The sequence below is a fragment of the Mesorhizobium sp. WSM4817 genome, assembly GCF_055811135.1.
In genome coordinates this window covers 161,171-176,651 of the sequence record NZ_JBVVQQ010000012.1, presented here as the reverse complement: position 1 = coordinate 176,651, position 15,481 = coordinate 161,171, and the positions used below count along the sequence as shown (strand labels likewise).

The 15,481-nt window shown below is 62.8% G+C and carries 13 protein-coding genes; 10 read left to right on the top strand and 3 right to left on the bottom strand.

The window, feature by feature from the left end:
- The first annotated feature begins 112 nt into the window (after positions 1–112).
- The 8 genes from dusB to hflX all read left to right on the top strand — a co-directional run bounded on the left by dusB (position 113) and on the right by hflX (position 10,376).
- Positions 113–1,141, top strand: coding sequence for a tRNA dihydrouridine synthase DusB (dusB, locus tag AC0L2K_RS18270; RefSeq protein WP_473531993.1), 1,029 nt, complete (start codon positions 113–115; stop codon positions 1,139–1,141).
- Positions 1,138–2,280 carry a two-component system sensor histidine kinase NtrB gene (locus AC0L2K_RS18265; RefSeq protein WP_023799225.1) on the top strand — a complete coding sequence of 381 codons (1,143 nt, stop codon included), beginning with the start codon at positions 1,138–1,140 and terminating at the stop codon, positions 2,278–2,280. Before dusB ends, AC0L2K_RS18265 begins: the two co-directional genes overlap by 4 nt.
- Positions 2,277–3,737 carry a nitrogen regulation protein NR(I) gene (gene ntrC, locus AC0L2K_RS18260; RefSeq protein WP_023799224.1) on the top strand — a complete coding sequence of 487 codons (1,461 nt, stop codon included), beginning with the start codon at positions 2,277–2,279 and terminating at the stop codon, positions 3,735–3,737. The genes AC0L2K_RS18265 and ntrC overlap by 4 nt, the downstream gene beginning before the upstream one ends.
- A 170-nt stretch (positions 3,738–3,907) precedes the next feature.
- Positions 3,908–6,193, top strand: coding sequence for a sensor histidine kinase NtrY-like (locus AC0L2K_RS18255; RefSeq protein WP_473531992.1), 2,286 nt, complete (start codon positions 3,908–3,910; stop codon positions 6,191–6,193).
- On the top strand, positions 6,183–7,544 hold the full coding sequence (ntrX, locus tag AC0L2K_RS18250; protein WP_027153990.1) for a nitrogen assimilation response regulator NtrX: 1,362 nt from the start codon (positions 6,183–6,185) through the stop codon (positions 7,542–7,544). Before AC0L2K_RS18255 ends, ntrX begins: the two co-directional genes overlap by 11 nt.
- A gap of 188 nt (positions 7,545–7,732) precedes the next feature.
- Entirely contained in the window at positions 7,733–8,593 is an 861-nt protein-coding gene (locus AC0L2K_RS18245) for a D-amino-acid transaminase (RefSeq protein ID WP_473531991.1), read from the top strand.
- 145 nt (positions 8,594–8,738) lie between these two features.
- Entirely contained in the window at positions 8,739–8,984 is a 246-nt protein-coding gene (hfq, locus tag AC0L2K_RS18240; RefSeq protein WP_006202172.1) for an RNA chaperone Hfq, read from the top strand.
- The gene (gene hflX, locus AC0L2K_RS18235) at positions 8,985–10,376 is read left to right on the top strand and encodes a GTPase HflX (RefSeq protein WP_473531990.1); all 1,392 of its coding nucleotides are present in this window, start codon (positions 8,985–8,987) and stop codon (positions 10,374–10,376) included.
- A gap of 6 nt (positions 10,377–10,382) precedes the next feature.
- On the opposite strand, the gene mazG is transcribed toward hflX, so the two are convergent.
- The 3 genes from mazG to AC0L2K_RS18220 all read right to left on the bottom strand — a co-directional run bounded on the left by mazG (position 10,383) and on the right by AC0L2K_RS18220 (position 13,811).
- Positions 10,383–11,207, bottom strand: coding sequence for a nucleoside triphosphate pyrophosphohydrolase (gene mazG, locus AC0L2K_RS18230; protein WP_473531989.1), 825 nt, complete (start codon positions 11,205–11,207; stop codon positions 10,383–10,385).
- An 84-nt stretch (positions 11,208–11,291) separates the two neighbouring features.
- Positions 11,292–12,476 (bottom strand): amino acid aminotransferase, encoded by a 1,185-nt coding sequence (locus tag AC0L2K_RS18225; protein WP_473531988.1) that lies wholly within the window; start codon positions 12,474–12,476, stop codon positions 11,292–11,294.
- 183 nt (positions 12,477–12,659) lie between these two features.
- On the bottom strand, positions 12,660–13,811 hold the full coding sequence (locus tag AC0L2K_RS18220; RefSeq protein ID WP_473531987.1) for an OpgC family protein: 1,152 nt from the start codon (positions 13,809–13,811) through the stop codon (positions 12,660–12,662).
- A 366-nt stretch (positions 13,812–14,177) separates the two neighbouring features.
- Between AC0L2K_RS18220 and AC0L2K_RS18215 the strand changes: the two genes are divergently transcribed.
- Both AC0L2K_RS18215 and AC0L2K_RS18210 read left to right on the top strand, forming a co-directional pair.
- Positions 14,178–14,696, top strand: coding sequence for a sigma-70 family RNA polymerase sigma factor (locus tag AC0L2K_RS18215; RefSeq protein WP_473531986.1), 519 nt, complete (start codon positions 14,178–14,180; stop codon positions 14,694–14,696).
- Positions 14,697–14,701: 5 nt separating this feature from the next.
- Positions 14,702–15,478 (top strand): anti-sigma factor family protein, encoded by a 777-nt coding sequence (locus AC0L2K_RS18210; protein WP_473531999.1) that lies wholly within the window; start codon positions 14,702–14,704, stop codon positions 15,476–15,478.
- Positions 15,479–15,481: the final 3 nt, after the last annotated feature.

Sequence of the window (15,481 nt, the reverse complement as noted above, 5' to 3'; positions counted from 1 at the left end):
CTAGTGCCAGCATTTTCCCAAATGCGCCTTAATGCGACGTCATTGCGCGTTGCACATTGCCGCCATTCTGGCTAGTGAATGTGCAGCTATTAAAAATGCTTGGTTTTTGTGCATGCTTGACCTGACCAAATTGGCATCTCCGCTGGATGTGGGTCGTGTGAGAATCCGCAATCGCGCTTTTCTCGCGCCCATGTCGGGCATAACAGATGAGCCGTTCCGGCAGCGTGCCTATGCGCATGGCGCCGGGTTGGTGGTGTCGGAGATGGTGGCGAGCGGCGAACTTGCCAGGGGCAGAGCCGGTTGCGGCCTGCGCATCCGCCATTCCGGGCTGCCGGTGCACATGGTCCAGCTTGCCGGCCGTGAGGCGGTGCCTATGGCAGAGGGCGCCCGTATAGCCGCGGGCGAGGGCGCCGACATCATCGACATCAACATGGGCTGCCCGGCCAAGAAGGTGACGGGCGGCTATGCCGGTTCGGCGCTGATGCGCGATCTCGATCACGCTTTGTCGCTGATCGAGGCGGTGGTCGGCGCCGTCGAGGTGCCGGTCACGGTCAAGATGCGGCTCGGCTGGGACGAAAGCGCGCTCAATGCGCCTGTTCTGGCGCGCCGCGCCGAGCAAGCGGGGGTTCAGATGGTGACGGTGCATGGCCGCACGCGCTGCCAGTTCTACCAGGGCAAGGCCGACTGGCGCGCCATCGCACGCATAAAGCAGGCTGTTTCGATCCCGGTCGTTGCCAATGGCGATGTCGGCTCGCCGGCGGAGGCAGCAATGATCCTCGACCAGTCGGGCGCCGACGCGGTGATGATCGGCCGCGCGCACTACGGCGTGCCATGGACGGCAGGCAGCATCGCGGCAGGCGCGGCAAAAGAGGCGACGCCCGGTGTGCCGGAAAGCCCGCAAGCGCTGGCCGACTACGTCGTTGCCCACTACCAGGACATGCTGTCGCTCTACGGCATCGAAAGCGGCGTGCGCCAGGCGCGCAAGCATCTTGGCTGGTATCTCGACCACCACGCCGCTGGCGTCGTTGATGAGCAGCGAAAGGCCATCCTTACCTGCTTCGAACCCGTCCGCGTCATCGCCGCGTTGCGTGAGGTGTTTTCAAGCGCTGCCGAGGCGATGAACCTGCGGAGCGCAGCATGAATGCCACCGTTGCACAAAACATGGACATGGCGGACGCCGCACACATCGTGCTCAACACCATCCGCCGCCCGGTGATCATGCTCGATGCGGAAGGGTTCATCACCTTCGCCAACGCCGATGCCGAGGATTTCTTCCGCTCGAGCGCGACCATGCTCGCCCGCAACACATTACCCAAGCTCATTCCATTCGGCAGTCCGTTGCTGACGCTTGTCGACCAGGTGCGCGAGCGCCGGGCACCCGTCAACGAATACAGGGTCGACGTATCATCGCCGCGCCTCGGCATCGAGAAGGTCGTCGATCTCTATGTCGCGCCGGTGTCGGAATTCCCGGGCTCCGTCGTGGTGATGTTCCAGGAACGGTCGATGGCCGACAAGATCGACCGGCAGATGACGCACCGCGGTGCGGCACGCTCGGTGACCGGCCTTGCCGCGATGCTTGCCCACGAGATCAAGAACCCGCTATCCGGCATCCGGGGCGCCGCCCAACTGCTCGAATTGTCGGCTTCCGACGAGGATCGCGCGCTGACCCGGCTGATCACCGACGAGACCGACCGCATCGTCTCGCTCGTCGATCGCATGGAGGTGTTTTCCGACGAGCGGCCCGTCGATCGCTATCCGGTCAACATCCATGTCGTGCTCGACCACGTGAAGGCGATTGCCAAGAACGGTTTTGCCAAAAGGATCAAGATATTGGAGGATTATGATCCATCATTGCCTCCGGTTTTCGCCAACCGCGACCAGCTCATCCAGGTGTTCCTCAACCTGGTCAAGAATGCGGCCGAGGCCATTGGCGGCGATCCGCAAGGCGAGATCACCCTGTCGACCGCGTTCCGGCCGGGCATCCGTGTTTCCGTTCCGGGATCGCAGGGCCGCGTGTCGCTGCCGCTGGAATTCTGCGTGCGCGACAACGGTTCTGGCGTCTCCGAAGATATCCTGCCGATCCTGTTCGACCCCTTCATCACCACCAAGCCGAACGGGTCGGGGCTTGGTCTGGCGCTGGTCGCGAAAATCGTCGGCGAGCATGGCGGCATCATCGAATGCGATTCGACGCCGCGCGCAACCACCTTCCGCATCCTGATGCCAGCCTGGAAAGAAACGCCGTTCGGCACAGACGACGATGGCGAAGGAGACCGCAAATGACGGTTCGCGGCAATATTCTCGTCGCCGACGACGATGCGGCCATCCGCACCGTCCTCAATCAGGCGCTTTCGCGCGTCGGCCATGAGGTGCGCGTGACGTCCAACGCCTCGACGCTGTGGCGCTGGGTGGCGGCGGGCGAGGGCGATCTCGTAATCACCGACGTGGTCATGCCCGACGAAAACGCCTTCGACATGCTGCCGCGCATCAAGAAGGCGCGACCGGAATTGCCCGTCATCGTCATGAGCGCCCAGAACACGTTCATGACCGCGATTCGCGCCTCCGAAACCGGCGCCTACGAATATCTGCCGAAACCGTTCGACCTGACCGAGCTTCTCAACATCGTCAACCGGGCGCTTTCCGAGCCCCGACGGCCGAAAATCGATGCGCGGGCGGACGAGCCGCCGGAAACCATGCCGCTGGTTGGCCGCTCGGCCGCAATGCAGGATATCTACCGCATGCTGGCGCGCATGATGCAGACCGACCTGACGGTGATGATTTCAGGCGAATCGGGCACCGGCAAGGAACTGGTGGCGCGCGCGCTGCACGAGTATGGCCGCCGCCGCGGCGGCCCCTTCGTTGCTATCAACATGGCTGCGATCCCGCGCGACCTGATCGAATCGGAACTGTTCGGGCACGAGAAAGGCGCCTTCACCGGCGCGCAGAACCGCTCCACCGGCCGTTTCGAGCAGGCCGAAGGCGGCACGCTCTTCCTTGACGAGATCGGCGACATGCCGATGGAGGCGCAGACCCGCCTGCTGCGTGTCCTGCAGCAGGGCGAATACACCACTGTCGGCGGCCGCACGCCGATCAAGACCGACGTGCGCATCGTCGCCGCCACCAACAAGGATCTGCGCACGCTGATCAATCAAGGGCTTTTCCGCGAGGATCTGTTCTATCGCCTGAATGTCGTGCCGCTGAGGCTGCCGGCGCTGCGCGAGCGGTCCGAGGACGTTCCGGATCTCGTCCGGCACTTCTTCAAGCTTGGCGCCAGCGAAGGCCTGCAGACCAAGCGCATTTCCACGGGCGGCATCGAGCTGATGAAGCGCTATCCGTGGCCGGGCAACGTGCGCGAGCTCGAAAATCTTGTCCGCAGACTTGCCGCGCTCTATTCGCAGGACGAGATTTCTGCCGAAGTCATCGAGGCAGAACTGAAGACCGGCGAGAGGCCGGTCGTTCCCGGCGGCGGCAACCTCATTCCCGACGACCTGTCCATCGGCCAGGCGGTGGAACATTTCCTGCAGCGCTATTTTGCGTCGTTCGCCGGCGACTTGCCGCCCGCCGGCCTCTATCAGCGTATCCTTTCCGAGGTCGAATATCCGCTGGTGCTTGCTTCGATGACGGCAACCCGCGGCAACCAGATCAAGGCTGCGGAACTCCTCGGGCTCAACCGCAACACCCTGCGCAAGAAGATTCGCGAACTCGGCGTCAACGTCTACAAATCGACCAGGCAAGCTTAGAGCGCCGTTTTCTTTCATCAAATCGATCCCGAATTTCGGGCCGGTGTGACAGAGCGAAGCCTTTTCCGGGGGATCGAGCGCCGAAACAGTTCCGTCCAGGCCACACTTGTTGCATAATCGCCACAATGCGTTGCATACATCCGACGCAATCACTGGCTCTAGACGGCGACATGGCTCCACGGGCATCGAGACTGAGCGAAACGCTTTTCAGCGAACCCCGCACAAGTGACGGGCGCCGGCTGCTTGCGCTGCCGGGCGTGGTGGCAATTGCCGGTGCGCTGGTTACGGCGGCGATCTCCTTCGCCATCCTCGTCGGTGCCACGCCGATCACGCCGGACGAGAGCACAACGCTGGCGCTAATCGCCGTCAATGCGGCGTTCATCCTGTTCCTGATCGCGCTGGTTGGCCGCGAAGTACATCGTATCGTGATGGCGCGCCGGCGCGGCAAGGCGGCGTCGCGGCTGCATGTGCGGATCGTCGCGATGTTCGCGCTGGTCGCCGCGATTCCCGCCATCATGGTGGCGATCATCGCCTCGATCACGCTCGATATCGGTCTTGATCGCTGGTTCGAAATCCGCACCAAGACGATCGTCAATTCGTCGCTGTCGATAGCCGATGCCTATGTGCAGGAGAACGCGCGCAATCTCCAGGGAACGACCCTGTCGATGGCTTACGATCTCGACGCCTCCCGCACGCTCTACGGCCTCGATCGAACCGGTTTCCTCGATCTGATGAACAAGGAAGCCGTCGGACGCTCGCTGGCCCATGCCGCACTGATCAGGTCCGACGGTTCGTTCGTCATGAGCGCCAAGACCGACGCCGATTTTGCCATGCCGGAGCCGCCGGAAGGCGCCATGAGCGGTGCCGCTGACGGCAGGCCGGTGCTGATCGAGCCGAAGACGCGCAACATCATGGGCGCCATCGTCAAGCTGCGCGAGATCGAAGGGCTCTATCTCTACACCATCCGGCTCGTCGATCCCGAGGTGATCAAGGCGCGGCAGATTGTCAGGTCCAACACCGACGAATATCGCGGCCTCGAAGACAGTCGCCGCACTTCGCAGGTGGCCTTTGCACTTCCTTATCTGTCGCTGACGCTGATCATCATCCTGTCCGCCATCTGGACGGGCATCGCCGTGGCCGACCGCCTGGTGCGGCCGATCCGCCAGCTCATCGGCGCCGCCGACGAGGTCGCGACCGGCAATCTCGACGTTGCCGTGCCGGTTCGGCCCTCCGACGGCGACGTCGCCTCGCTCGGCGACACCTTCAACAAGATGCTGCTGGAGCTGAAATCGCAGCGCAACGAGATTCTGTCCGCCAAGGATTTGATCGACGAGCGGCGGCGTTTTTCGGAAGCCGTGCTTGCCGGTGTCACCGCCGGCGTTATCGGCGTCGATCCCTATGGCATCGTCACCATCGTCAACCGGTCGGCCGAAACGATGCTGGCCATATCCGCCACCGCCGCACTCGGCCAAAATCTCTCCGCCGTGCTGCCGCATGTCGGCCGCGTCTTCGAGATCGGCCGCAAGTCGGGCAAGCCCGTCCATCGCGAGCAGGTGACCTTCTATCGCGCCGGTGCGGAGCGCACCTTCAACGTGCAGATCACGGTCGAGGCCGGCGACGACGGTTCGGAGGAGAAATCCTATGTCGTGACGGTCGACGACATCACCGATCTGGTCCAGGCGCAGCGTTCCTCGGCCTGGGCGGATGTGGCGCGGCGCATCGCCCACGAGATCAAGAACCCGCTGACACCGATCCAGCTTTCCGCCGAGCGCATCAAGCGCCGCTACGGCAAGGTCATCACCGAAGACCGCGAGGTGTTCGATCAATGCACCGATACGATCATCAGGCAAGTGGAGGACATCGGCCGCATGGTCGACGAGTTCTCCGCCTTCGCACGCATGCCCAAGCCCGAAATGAAGGCCCTTGATTTGCGCGAATCGTTGCGCGAAGCCTCGTTCCTCGTCGAAGTGAGCCGCTCCGATATCACCTTCGAGCGCGTATTCGGCAATGAACCGCTCAAAGGCACGTTCGACAGCCGCCTGATGGCGCAGGCTTTTGGCAATGTCATCAAGAACGCAGCCGAGGCGATTGACGGACTTGATCAAAAGGACCGCTCGCACGGCATAATCCGGATTCAAGCCGGGCGCCAGAATGGTACGATTCGCATCGATGTCATCGACAACGGCAAGGGCTTGCCGCGCGAGAACCGCCAGCGATTGCTCGAGCCTTACATGACGACACGCGAGAAGGGCACCGGGCTCGGCCTCGCTATCGTCAAGAAGATAGTGGAGGACCATGGCGGCCGGCTCGAACTGCATGACGCGCCGGCGGATTTCCACAACGGGCGAGGCGCGATGATCAGCATCATCCTGCCGCTCGCCGCCACTGTGCCGTCGCACGGCGAAGGCAGGACAGAACCCGAAAGAGAAACTGAAAAGGTCGGTAATGGCGTCTGACATTCTCATCGTCGATGACGAGGAAGACATCCGCGAGCTTGTCGCCGGTATCTTGAGCGACGAGGGTCACGAAACCCGCACGGCATTCGACGCCGACAGCGCCCTGGCGGCGATCGCCGACCGGGCGCCGAGGCTGATTTTCCTCGACATCTGGCTGCAAGGCTCACGTCTGGACGGACTGGCGTTGCTGGACGAGATCAAGACGATGCACCCGAGCCTGCCGGTGGTGATGATCTCGGGCCACGGCAACATCGAGACGGCGGTCTCGGCCATTCGCCGCGGCGCCTATGACTTCATCGAAAAACCGTTCAAGGCCGACAGGCTGATCCTCATCGCCGAACGTGCCATTGAAACCTCGAAGCTGAGACGCGAGGTTTCGGATCTCAAGCTGCGCAGCGGCGAAACCTTCGACCTGATCGGCATGTCGTCGGCGATGAGCCAGTTGCGCCAGACCATCGAGCGCGTCGCGCCGACCAACAGCCGCGTCATGATCATCGGCCCGTCCGGCTCGGGCAAGGAACTCGCGGCACGCGCCATCCACACGCTGTCGGCGCGCAAGGGCGCCCCGTTTGTCACGCTGAGCGCCGCCAACATCACGCCCGAGCGCATGGAGGTCGAGCTGTTCGGCACCGAATCAAACGGTGTCGAACGCAAGGTCGGCGCGCTTGAGGAAGCCCATCGCGGCATTCTCTACATCGACGAAGTGGCCGACATGCCGCGCGAAACGCAAAACAAGATCTTGCGCGTGCTGGTCGAACAGCAGTTCGAGCGGGTAGGGGGCACCAAACGGGTCAAGGTCGATGTCCGCATCATTTCGTCGACCTCGCAGAACCTGGAGGCGATGATCGCCGACGGCCGTTTCCGCGAGGACCTCTATCACCGCCTGGCGGTGGTTCCGGTCATGGTGCCGGGATTGGCAGAGCGGCGTGAGGACATCCCTTATCTTGTCGACAATTTCATGAAGCAGATCGCCCGCCAAGCCGGCATCCGGCCGCGGCGCATCGGCGACGACGCGCTGGCGGTGCTGCAGGCGCACAACTGGCCAGGCAACGTTCGCCAGTTGCGCAACAACGTCGAGCGATTGATGATCCTGGCGCGCGGCGACGATATCGACGCACCGATCACCGCCGATCTCTTGCCTGCCGAGATCGGCGATGTCATGCCGCGCACGCCGAACCAATCCGATCAGCACATCATGGCGCTGCCGTTGCGTGAAGCGCGCGAACAGTTCGAGAAGGACTATCTGATCGCCCAGATCAACCGTTTTGGCGGCAACATCTCGAAGACGGCCGAGTTCATCGGCATGGAGCGCTCGGCGCTTCACCGAAAGCTGAAGTCGCTGGGCGTCTGACAGCCAATCCGGTCGTGGCCTACGCAATTATCGGTTACGGCGGCGGCGGAATCGCATAAGAAACGCTGCCGCACGTCTTTCGGGACGCGCAACGGACGCTGTAGCATTTTGTTTTTTGCGCATGGTCTTCCCCGAAAAATGGATTCCGATTTTCGGGGGCCATGCGCTGACTTCTTCAGGGGTGACCCATGCCGCGCATTGCCTATGTGAACGGGCGCTATGTCGCTCACGCCGACGCTTTCGTGCATATCGAGGACCGTGGCTATCAGTTCGCCGACGGTGTCTACGAGGTCTGCGAGGTGGCGCGCGGCTTCATCGTCGATATGCCTCGCCATCTCGGACGGCTGAACCGCTCGCTGACCGAATTGTCGATCGACTGGCCGGTCACGCCGGGCGTGTTGCCGATTATCCTGCGCGAGGTGGTCCGCCGCAACCATGTCGCCGATGGCCTGGTCTATCTTCAGGTGACGCGCGGCGTCGCCAGCCGTGATTTTGTTTTCCCGGCAGGGACGAAGCCGTCGCTGGTGGTTACCGCCAGGAAAGCCGACCCCGCTGCTGCCACCAGGAGGGCCGAAAGCGGAATCAAGGTCATCACCGTGCCGGAGAACCGTTGGGACCGGGTCGACATCAAGTCGGTCGGCCTGCTGCCAAACGTGCTCGCCAAGCAGAAGGCCAAGGAAGCCGGCGCCCAGGAAGCCTGGTTCGTCGATGCCGATGGCACCGTCAAGGAAGGTGGGTCGTCGAACGCCTGGATCATCACCAGGGACGGCGTGCTGGTGACGCGTCCGGCCGAGCACGGCATCCTGCGCGGCATCACCCGCACCACGCTATTCGACGTGGCCGCCAGGCTCGGCCTGAAGATCGAGGAGCGGGGCTTTTCGGTCGCCGAAGCCAAGGCCGCGCGCGAGGTTTTCATCAGCTCCGCGACGACAATCGCCATGCCGATCGTGGCGATCGACGGTGCTCCCGTCGCCAACGGCCACCCGGGCTCGATAACACTTTCCTTACGGCACGCCTTTTTTGACGTTGCGGAAAAAAGTCCAGCCTGATAACCGCACAGGTGGAATGAACATCAATATATCTCGTTCTGCTTGTCGTTATTGACGACAAGACGGTGTTTGCGTGCTTGACATGTGCCAGTTAATTTGGCGCATTGGCCTGCAAACCGAAGGGGATCGGCGAAAGACAAGAACAATGGCGGAACGATCGCAAAATCTTCAGGACCTGTTCCTGAATTCAGTTCGCAAAAGCAAAAACCCACTCACCATCTTTCTCATCAACGGCGTGAAGCTGACCGGCGTGGTCACTTCCTTCGACAATTTCTGTGTTCTGCTGCGTCGAGACGGCCACTCCCAGCTCGTCTACAAGCACGCCATTTCCACGATCATGCCGAGCCAGCCGGTTCAGATGTTCGATGGCGAGGAAAGCCAGGGCGCCTGATTGGCACGTAAGAAAGACGCGGACCGCAGCGTTCGCGAAAAACCAGCATATCAGCCGGGGGCGGAGGCCGAAGGCCCGACCCGGGCCGTGGTCATCGTGCCGGTGCTTACTCGCCAGCCGCGCGGCGACGAAGACACCAATCGTCCGCGACTGACGCGTTCTGCCGAGGCCCGCCACGACGAGGCGGTTGGTCTTGCCCAAGCCATAAACCTCGACCCGATCCATACCGCGGTTGTGACCGTCAACGATCCCCGGCCTGCCACCCTGCTCGGCAGCGGCAAGGTCGCGGAGTTCGCCGAGATCGTCAAAGAGGGCCGTGCCGAACTGGTCATTGTCGATCATCCGCTGACGCCGGTGCAGCAGCGCAACCTGGAAAAGGAATTGAACGCCAAGGTGCTGGATCGCACCGGCTTGATCCTGGAAATTTTCGGCGAGCGCGCGCGGACCAAGGAAGGCACGCTGCAGGTCGATCTGGCGCACCTCAACTATCAGAAGGGCCGGCTGGTGCGAAGCTGGACTCACCTGGAGCGCCAGCGCGGCGGTGCCGGTTTCCTCGGTGGCCCTGGCGAAACGCAGATCGAATCGGACCGCCGTGTCCTGCAGGACAAGATCAACAAGCTCAAGCACGAGCTCGAAACAGTGCGACGCACCCGTGACCTGCACCGCGCCAAGCGCAAGAAAGTGCCGTTCCCGGTCGTGGCCATCGTCGGCTATACCAACGCCGGCAAGTCGACGCTGTTCAACAGGCTGACCGGAGCAGGGGTGCTGGCCGAGGACATGCTGTTCGCCACGCTCGACCCGACACTGCGTCGGGTACGGCTGCCGCACGGCACGCCGGTCATCCTTTCGGACACGGTCGGTTTCATTTCGGACCTGCCGACGCATCTGATCGCGGCCTTCCGGGCAACGCTCGAAGAGGTGGTCGAGGCCGATCTCGTCATCCATCTGCGCGATATTTCGGACCCCGACACCGCCGCCCAGGCCGAGGATGTCGAGCGCATCCTCGCCGATCTCGGCGTCGATGCCGGCGACAGCAGGCGCGTCATCGAAGTGTGGAACAAGATCGACCGGCTCGATGCGGGCAACCGGGAGCGGTTGCTCGCCGACGGCATCGACGGCAACAAGGCACCGCGGATTGCCATATCGGCCAGCACCGGGGAGGGCATCGATGTGCTGAAGGCGATCATCGAGACACGAGTGTCAGGCGAACTGGAAACGCTGACCGTCACGCTCAAGCCTGACCAGCTTGGGTTCGTCGACTGGCTCTACCGCAATGGCGACGTCGTCTCGCGCACCGACAATGAAGATGGCGGCATAACCGTGTCGCTCAAAGCGACGCGAAGCGCACACGAAGAGATAGAAACAAGATTGAACCGTAAAAACAACGCGTAATGGCCGTTACTTCGCGCTCTTGGCTTGCTGCCAAAGCGCCTCCATCTCGTCGAGCGTCGCCTTTTCCAGCGTGTTTCCGGACGCTTGCAATGCTTGCTCGACATAGCGGAACCGCGAGCGGAATTTCTCGTTGGTGCCGCTGAGCGCCGCTTCGGAATCAACCTTGAGATGACGCCCGAGATTGACGACGGCAAACAGCATGTCGCCGAACTCGTCCTTGATCGAAGCCGTATCACCCTTGGCAAGGGCCTGGCGCAACTCGCCGATCTCTTCCTCGATCTTGTCGAGGATCGGCGTGGCCTCGCTCCAGTCGAAGCCTACGCGGGCCGCCTTTTCCTGCAGCTTGAGCGCCCGCGTCAAAGCGGGCAGGGCGACCGGTACGCTGTCCAGAAAACCATTGCCATGATCCTCCGGATCGTGCCCGCGGGCGAGGCGGGCATTTCGCTTTTCGGCTTTTTCCTCGGCCTTGATCTTCTCCCACATGCCCTTGGCCATGCCGGCGCTGCGCGCCTCATCGTCGCCGAAGACATGAGGATGGCGGCGGATCATTTTTGTGGTGATGGCCTGGACCACGTCGCCAAAGGCGAATTCACCGGCTTCCTCGGCCATCTGCGCATGGTAGACGACCTGCAGCAGCAGGTCGCCGAGCTCGTCGCGCAGATCGTCCAGGTCGCCACGCGCGATGGCGTCCGCCACCTCGTAGGCTTCCTCGATCGTGTAGGGCGCGATGCTCGAGAAATCCTGCTCGACGTCCCACGGGCAGCCGGTTTCCGGCGCCCGCAGCGCCGCCATGATCTCGATCAGCCGGGAAATATCTTTCGAGGGTTTCATCGGTCGCATGCTAGCCTGCGTCCGACGCTGCAGCCAACGCCGTCGCACGGCGAGGGGCGATTGTCCACAGCGCCGCTCAAAGTCTCAGTCGAGCACGGAGACGATCGCCTTGGCGAGCGCGTCCATGCCGTCCTCCGGCAGGCCGGCGACGTTGATGCGGCTGTCGCCGACCATATAGACGCCGTGCTCGGCGCGCAGCCGCTCGACCTGCGCTTCGGACAGGCCAAGCCGGGAAAACATGCCGCGATGGCTGGCGACGAAATCGAAGCGATCGGAATTAGACTGCCGCCGCAGCGCTTCGGCGAGTTGCACCCGAAGCCGCAGCATGCGCAGGCGCATTTCCTCGAGCTCCGCTTCCCAGTCGGCGCGCAGCGTGGCGTCTTCAAGCACGATGCGCACCGCGGCCGCGCCGTGGTCCGGCGGCATCGAGTACATGGCGCGTGCCGCCGACAGCATCTGGCTCATTGCGACATCCGCCTGCGCGCTGTCTTTTGCCAGGATCATTGCCGCGCCGACGCGGTCGCGATACACGGCAAAGTTCTTCGAACAGCTCGAGGCAACGACCATTTCCGGGACTTTCGCCGCCAGCAGGCGCAAGCCGGCGGCGTCAGCGTCAAGGCCCTCGCCAAACCCCTGATAGGCGATGTCGACAAATGGCAGCAGGCCGCGCTCGACGACGAGGTCGGCTATTTCAGCCCACTGCGCGGTGTCCAGATTGGCGCCTGTCGGATTGTGGCAACAACCATGCAGCAGCACCACGTCGCCGCTCCTGGCGGTCGCCAGCGCGCTCATCATGTCGGCGAAGCGAACAGCACCTGAGGCTGCGTCGAAGTAGGGATATTCGCGTATCTGCAAGCCGGCGGCGCGCATCACCGGCATGTGGTTCGGCCAGGTCGGGTCCGACAGCCAGATCGTCGCGTCGGATCGCGTCCTCTTGAGCAGCTCGGCAACCAGCCGCAGCGCGCCCGAGCCGCCGGGCGCCTGCGCCGCGCGAATACGCGAAAACTCGGCTGCAGGGCCAAAAACCAGCCTCGCCATTGCCGTGTTGAAGCCGGTATCGCCGGCCAGGCCAAGATAGGTCTTGGTGTCCTGGCTCTGCAGCAATCGTTCTTCGGCTTCGCGCACGGACCGCATCACTGGCGTCTTGCCATCGCGGTCCTTGTAGACGCCAACGCCGAGGTCGACCTTGCCGGGGCGGGAATCGGCGCGATAGAGGCCGATCAAGGCGAGGATCTTGTCGGCTGGGGCAGGCTGGAGGTCTTCGAACATCGGCGCGGTTCCGTTGGCGGCGGAGTGATACGCAAATCGGCTGTGCTGCGCCAGCGGTTTTCATTTGCGCCAGGTTGAAAACCGCCAACCGGTAGACTGGACACGGAAATCCATAGCGTGGCCTGGAGGACAGCCTCGCACCCGGCGAAAGGCCTTGATCGCACGGCGCGTCGCGCCGTTCTATCATGCCGGTTTGAGAGCAGCAGACGGCAAGGCGGCTCCAGATTGCTGCTTCTTGCCGCCCCAACCGATCCGCGGCAGCCATTCGAGGTAGTAGGCGAAGCCGAACTGCAGCGCGATGCCTGTCGAGATCAGGATCGAATCGTAGAGGAGGCCGCCCGGGCTGACGACTTTCATCACCTGCGCGATCATGGCGAGGATTGTCCCGGCGACGAAGACCGGCAGCGAATGCTTGCCCAAAACCGCGAGCGGGTGTCCGGGCCTCGTCTTCGCCAGGTTGGAAAGCGCCGGGATTGCCACGATCAGATAGGCGATCGCCAGGATGTGCATGAGGCGCGACAGCGACAGGAACGTCTTGTCGAAGCCGGTCAGCACGGTAGGCAGGCCGGAGGCCGTCTCGATGCCCCACAGCGGCAGCCGCACCCAGATCAGCGCGCCGACCAGATACAGCACGGCCGCGCTCGCCATCATCCAGTTGAAGCGGATTTCGCCGCCGCGCTTGATATGCAGCATGCCGGCGATGCCGATGACGAAAAGAAACTGCCAGGAGAGCGGGTTCAGGAACCAGAAGCCGTCGCCGGGAAAATTCGAAGGCGCGATCTGAAAAATGCCGGCGACGAGCCAAAGAAGAGCGGACGCAGCAAGCATCAAGCGCAGGCTGAAAGTGCCGAGCCACAGGAAAAGCGGCATCATCAGAAGTACGACGGCATACATGGAAAGAATGTTGTTATAGCCGATCTGATGCCCGAGCGCCGCGATGCCGAGCAGCGCTTCCGGCGTGTCCTCGATGATCAGCTGGATGTTGATCAGCTTCAAAAGATCCGGCCGCGAAAAATGCAACGCAGCCGCCGAGAAGATCGCCAGCGTTGCGACAGTGGTCATGACGTGAGTGACATAGAGGACACCGGCACGCCGCCAGGCTTTTAGGGTGATGAGCAACCGGTTCCCCGGCTGGAACTTCAGTCCGTAGGCGAGCCCAACGGCAATCCCCGAAATCAGCACGAAGGCTTCGGCAGAATCGGAAAAGCCGAGATTCTTGTGCGTGACATACTCGAAGATCGTCCCCGGCACGTGGTTGACGAAGATCGTCAGCAGCGCCAGCGCGCGGAAGACATCGATGCGGGTATCCCGCTGGGCTGGCACATTGCCTGTCATGTCGGGGCTTGTCATGTCGGGTCGATAATTCGTTGAACAAAAGCGGGCCCAAAGGGCCGTCGGCGAAGGGAAGATTCGGCGGTGAATGTTTCCTGCCTATAACTCGCAAGTGCCCCGAAAAAGATGACACTTTCGCGATTTTTCGCGTCACAAATTAATTCAGGGATAAACATCGGAATCCCCGGTGGCGCTAAAACCGCGCGGCGAACTGAGGCGGCTGCGGGGAGGGCCGCTCGTTCCCGGACAAGGAATCGTACGCGCACCGGTGGCGTTGTACCGGTTGTGCCTGACATCCCGGATCGCAAAAAACTCAAAGAGCGGGATTAAAAGCCTGCCATGCTCCGTAAACAGGACGTGAGAGGGTCGATGCCACGCTTCGATATCGTAGGACAGCTTGGTTCTTTGCGCCGCTACGCGCGTTCGCTGACGCGCGACAGCGCGGAAGCAGAGGATCTTGTGCATGACGCGCTGGTGCGTGCCTATGAGCGGCGCGGCACCTTTCGATCCGGCGGAAACCTGCGCGCGTGGCTGCTGTCGATCGTCCACAACGCTTTCATTGACGGCCTGCGGTCCCGCAAATCCGAAGCGGTGCGCGTCGAGCAGGCCGGATATCTTGCCGACGCCAGCATGCAGGCACCCCAGGAGCATTCCGTCCGCCTGGCACAGGTACGCGAGGCTTTTTTCAAATTGCCCGATGAGCAGCGTTCGGCGCTGCATCTCGTCGCCATCGAGGGACTTACCTACAGCCAGGCGGCCGAGGCCAGCGGCGTGCCGCTGGGAACGCTGATGTCGCGCATCGGCAGGGCGCGCGCAGCGCTCCGCGAGATGGAGGAAAAATTGCCGGCACATGCGAAAAGCCACCTCAAGATCGTGGGAGGCCCGTGATGTCCATGACGAGCGAACTGCGCGACCCGGTGACCGATGCCGACCTCGACGCCTATGTCGACGAACAGCTGGACGTTGCCCGCCGCATTGAGGTCGAGGCGTTTCTTTCCGCCCGTCCCGAGGCTGCCGCCCGCGTGATGTCAGACCTCAGGACGCGCGACGAACTGCGCGTGGCGCTTGCCGGATGCAAGGGCATGGCGCGGCCGGCGACGGCTGATGCGGCACGGCGGCTGGAACGGGGACTGGCTCGAGGGCGCGCCTTGCGCACGTTGCAGCGGGCTGCGGCGGTCGCAGTCCTGGTGGCTGCGGGCTGGCTGGCCAACGGGATCGTCGGGCCGATATCGGTGACGAAAGTCGTCGCCTCGACCCAGCCGCCTATCTATCTGGAAGAGGCGATCCGGGCGCACAGGACGACGATCATACGCGAGGCCATGTCATCCCAGCCCGAAGCGCCGGATTACGATGCGGACGAAATCCGCGCCGCCACGGCGATCGTCATGCCGTCGCTGCCGAAGGACTGGAAAGTCCGTGACGTCCAGATCTATCCATCGCAGTTCGGCCCGAGCGTCGAGATGGCTGTCGAAACAACAGACCTGGGACTGGTCTCGCTGTTCGCGATCAGGCCCGGAACGTTCGACGTCGTCCAGCCGACCGTCGCCCCGTCGGGCGAAATTTCCTCGGCCTATTTCCAGATCGGCGAAGTTGCTTACGCAGTCGTCGCCCGAAGCGGTGTCCGCGATCTCGATCGCACCGCAGAAACGCTCGCCAACACGCTTTACTGACCT

Excerpts from the sequence above, each read along its gene's own strand:
- dusB (WP_473531993.1), top strand. The coding sequence starts at position 113 with ATGCTTGACCTGACCAAATTGGCATCTCCGCTGGATGTGGGTCGTGTG.
- AC0L2K_RS18265 (WP_023799225.1), top strand. The coding sequence starts at position 1,138 with ATGAATGCCACCGTTGCACAAAACATGGACATGGCGGACGCCGCACAC.
- ntrC (WP_023799224.1), top strand. The coding sequence starts at position 2,277 with ATGACGGTTCGCGGCAATATTCTCGTCGCCGACGACGATGCGGCCATC.
- AC0L2K_RS18255 (WP_473531992.1), top strand. The coding sequence starts at position 3,908 with ATGGCTCCACGGGCATCGAGACTGAGCGAAACGCTTTTCAGCGAACCC.
- ntrX (WP_027153990.1), top strand. The coding sequence starts at position 6,183 with ATGGCGTCTGACATTCTCATCGTCGATGACGAGGAAGACATCCGCGAG.
- AC0L2K_RS18245 (WP_473531991.1), top strand. The coding sequence starts at position 7,733 with ATGCCGCGCATTGCCTATGTGAACGGGCGCTATGTCGCTCACGCCGAC.
- hfq (WP_006202172.1), top strand. The coding sequence starts at position 8,739 with ATGGCGGAACGATCGCAAAATCTTCAGGACCTGTTCCTGAATTCAGTT.
- mazG (WP_473531989.1), bottom strand. The coding sequence starts at position 11,207 with ATGAAACCCTCGAAAGATATTTCCCGGCTGATCGAGATCATGGCGGCG.
- AC0L2K_RS18225 (WP_473531988.1), bottom strand. The coding sequence starts at position 12,476 with ATGTTCGAAGACCTCCAGCCTGCCCCAGCCGACAAGATCCTCGCCTTG.
- AC0L2K_RS18220 (WP_473531987.1), bottom strand. The coding sequence starts at position 13,811 with ATGACAGGCAATGTGCCAGCCCAGCGGGATACCCGCATCGATGTCTTC.
- AC0L2K_RS18215 (WP_473531986.1), top strand. The coding sequence starts at position 14,178 with ATGCCACGCTTCGATATCGTAGGACAGCTTGGTTCTTTGCGCCGCTAC.
- AC0L2K_RS18210 (WP_473531999.1), top strand. The coding sequence starts at position 14,702 with ATGACGAGCGAACTGCGCGACCCGGTGACCGATGCCGACCTCGACGCC.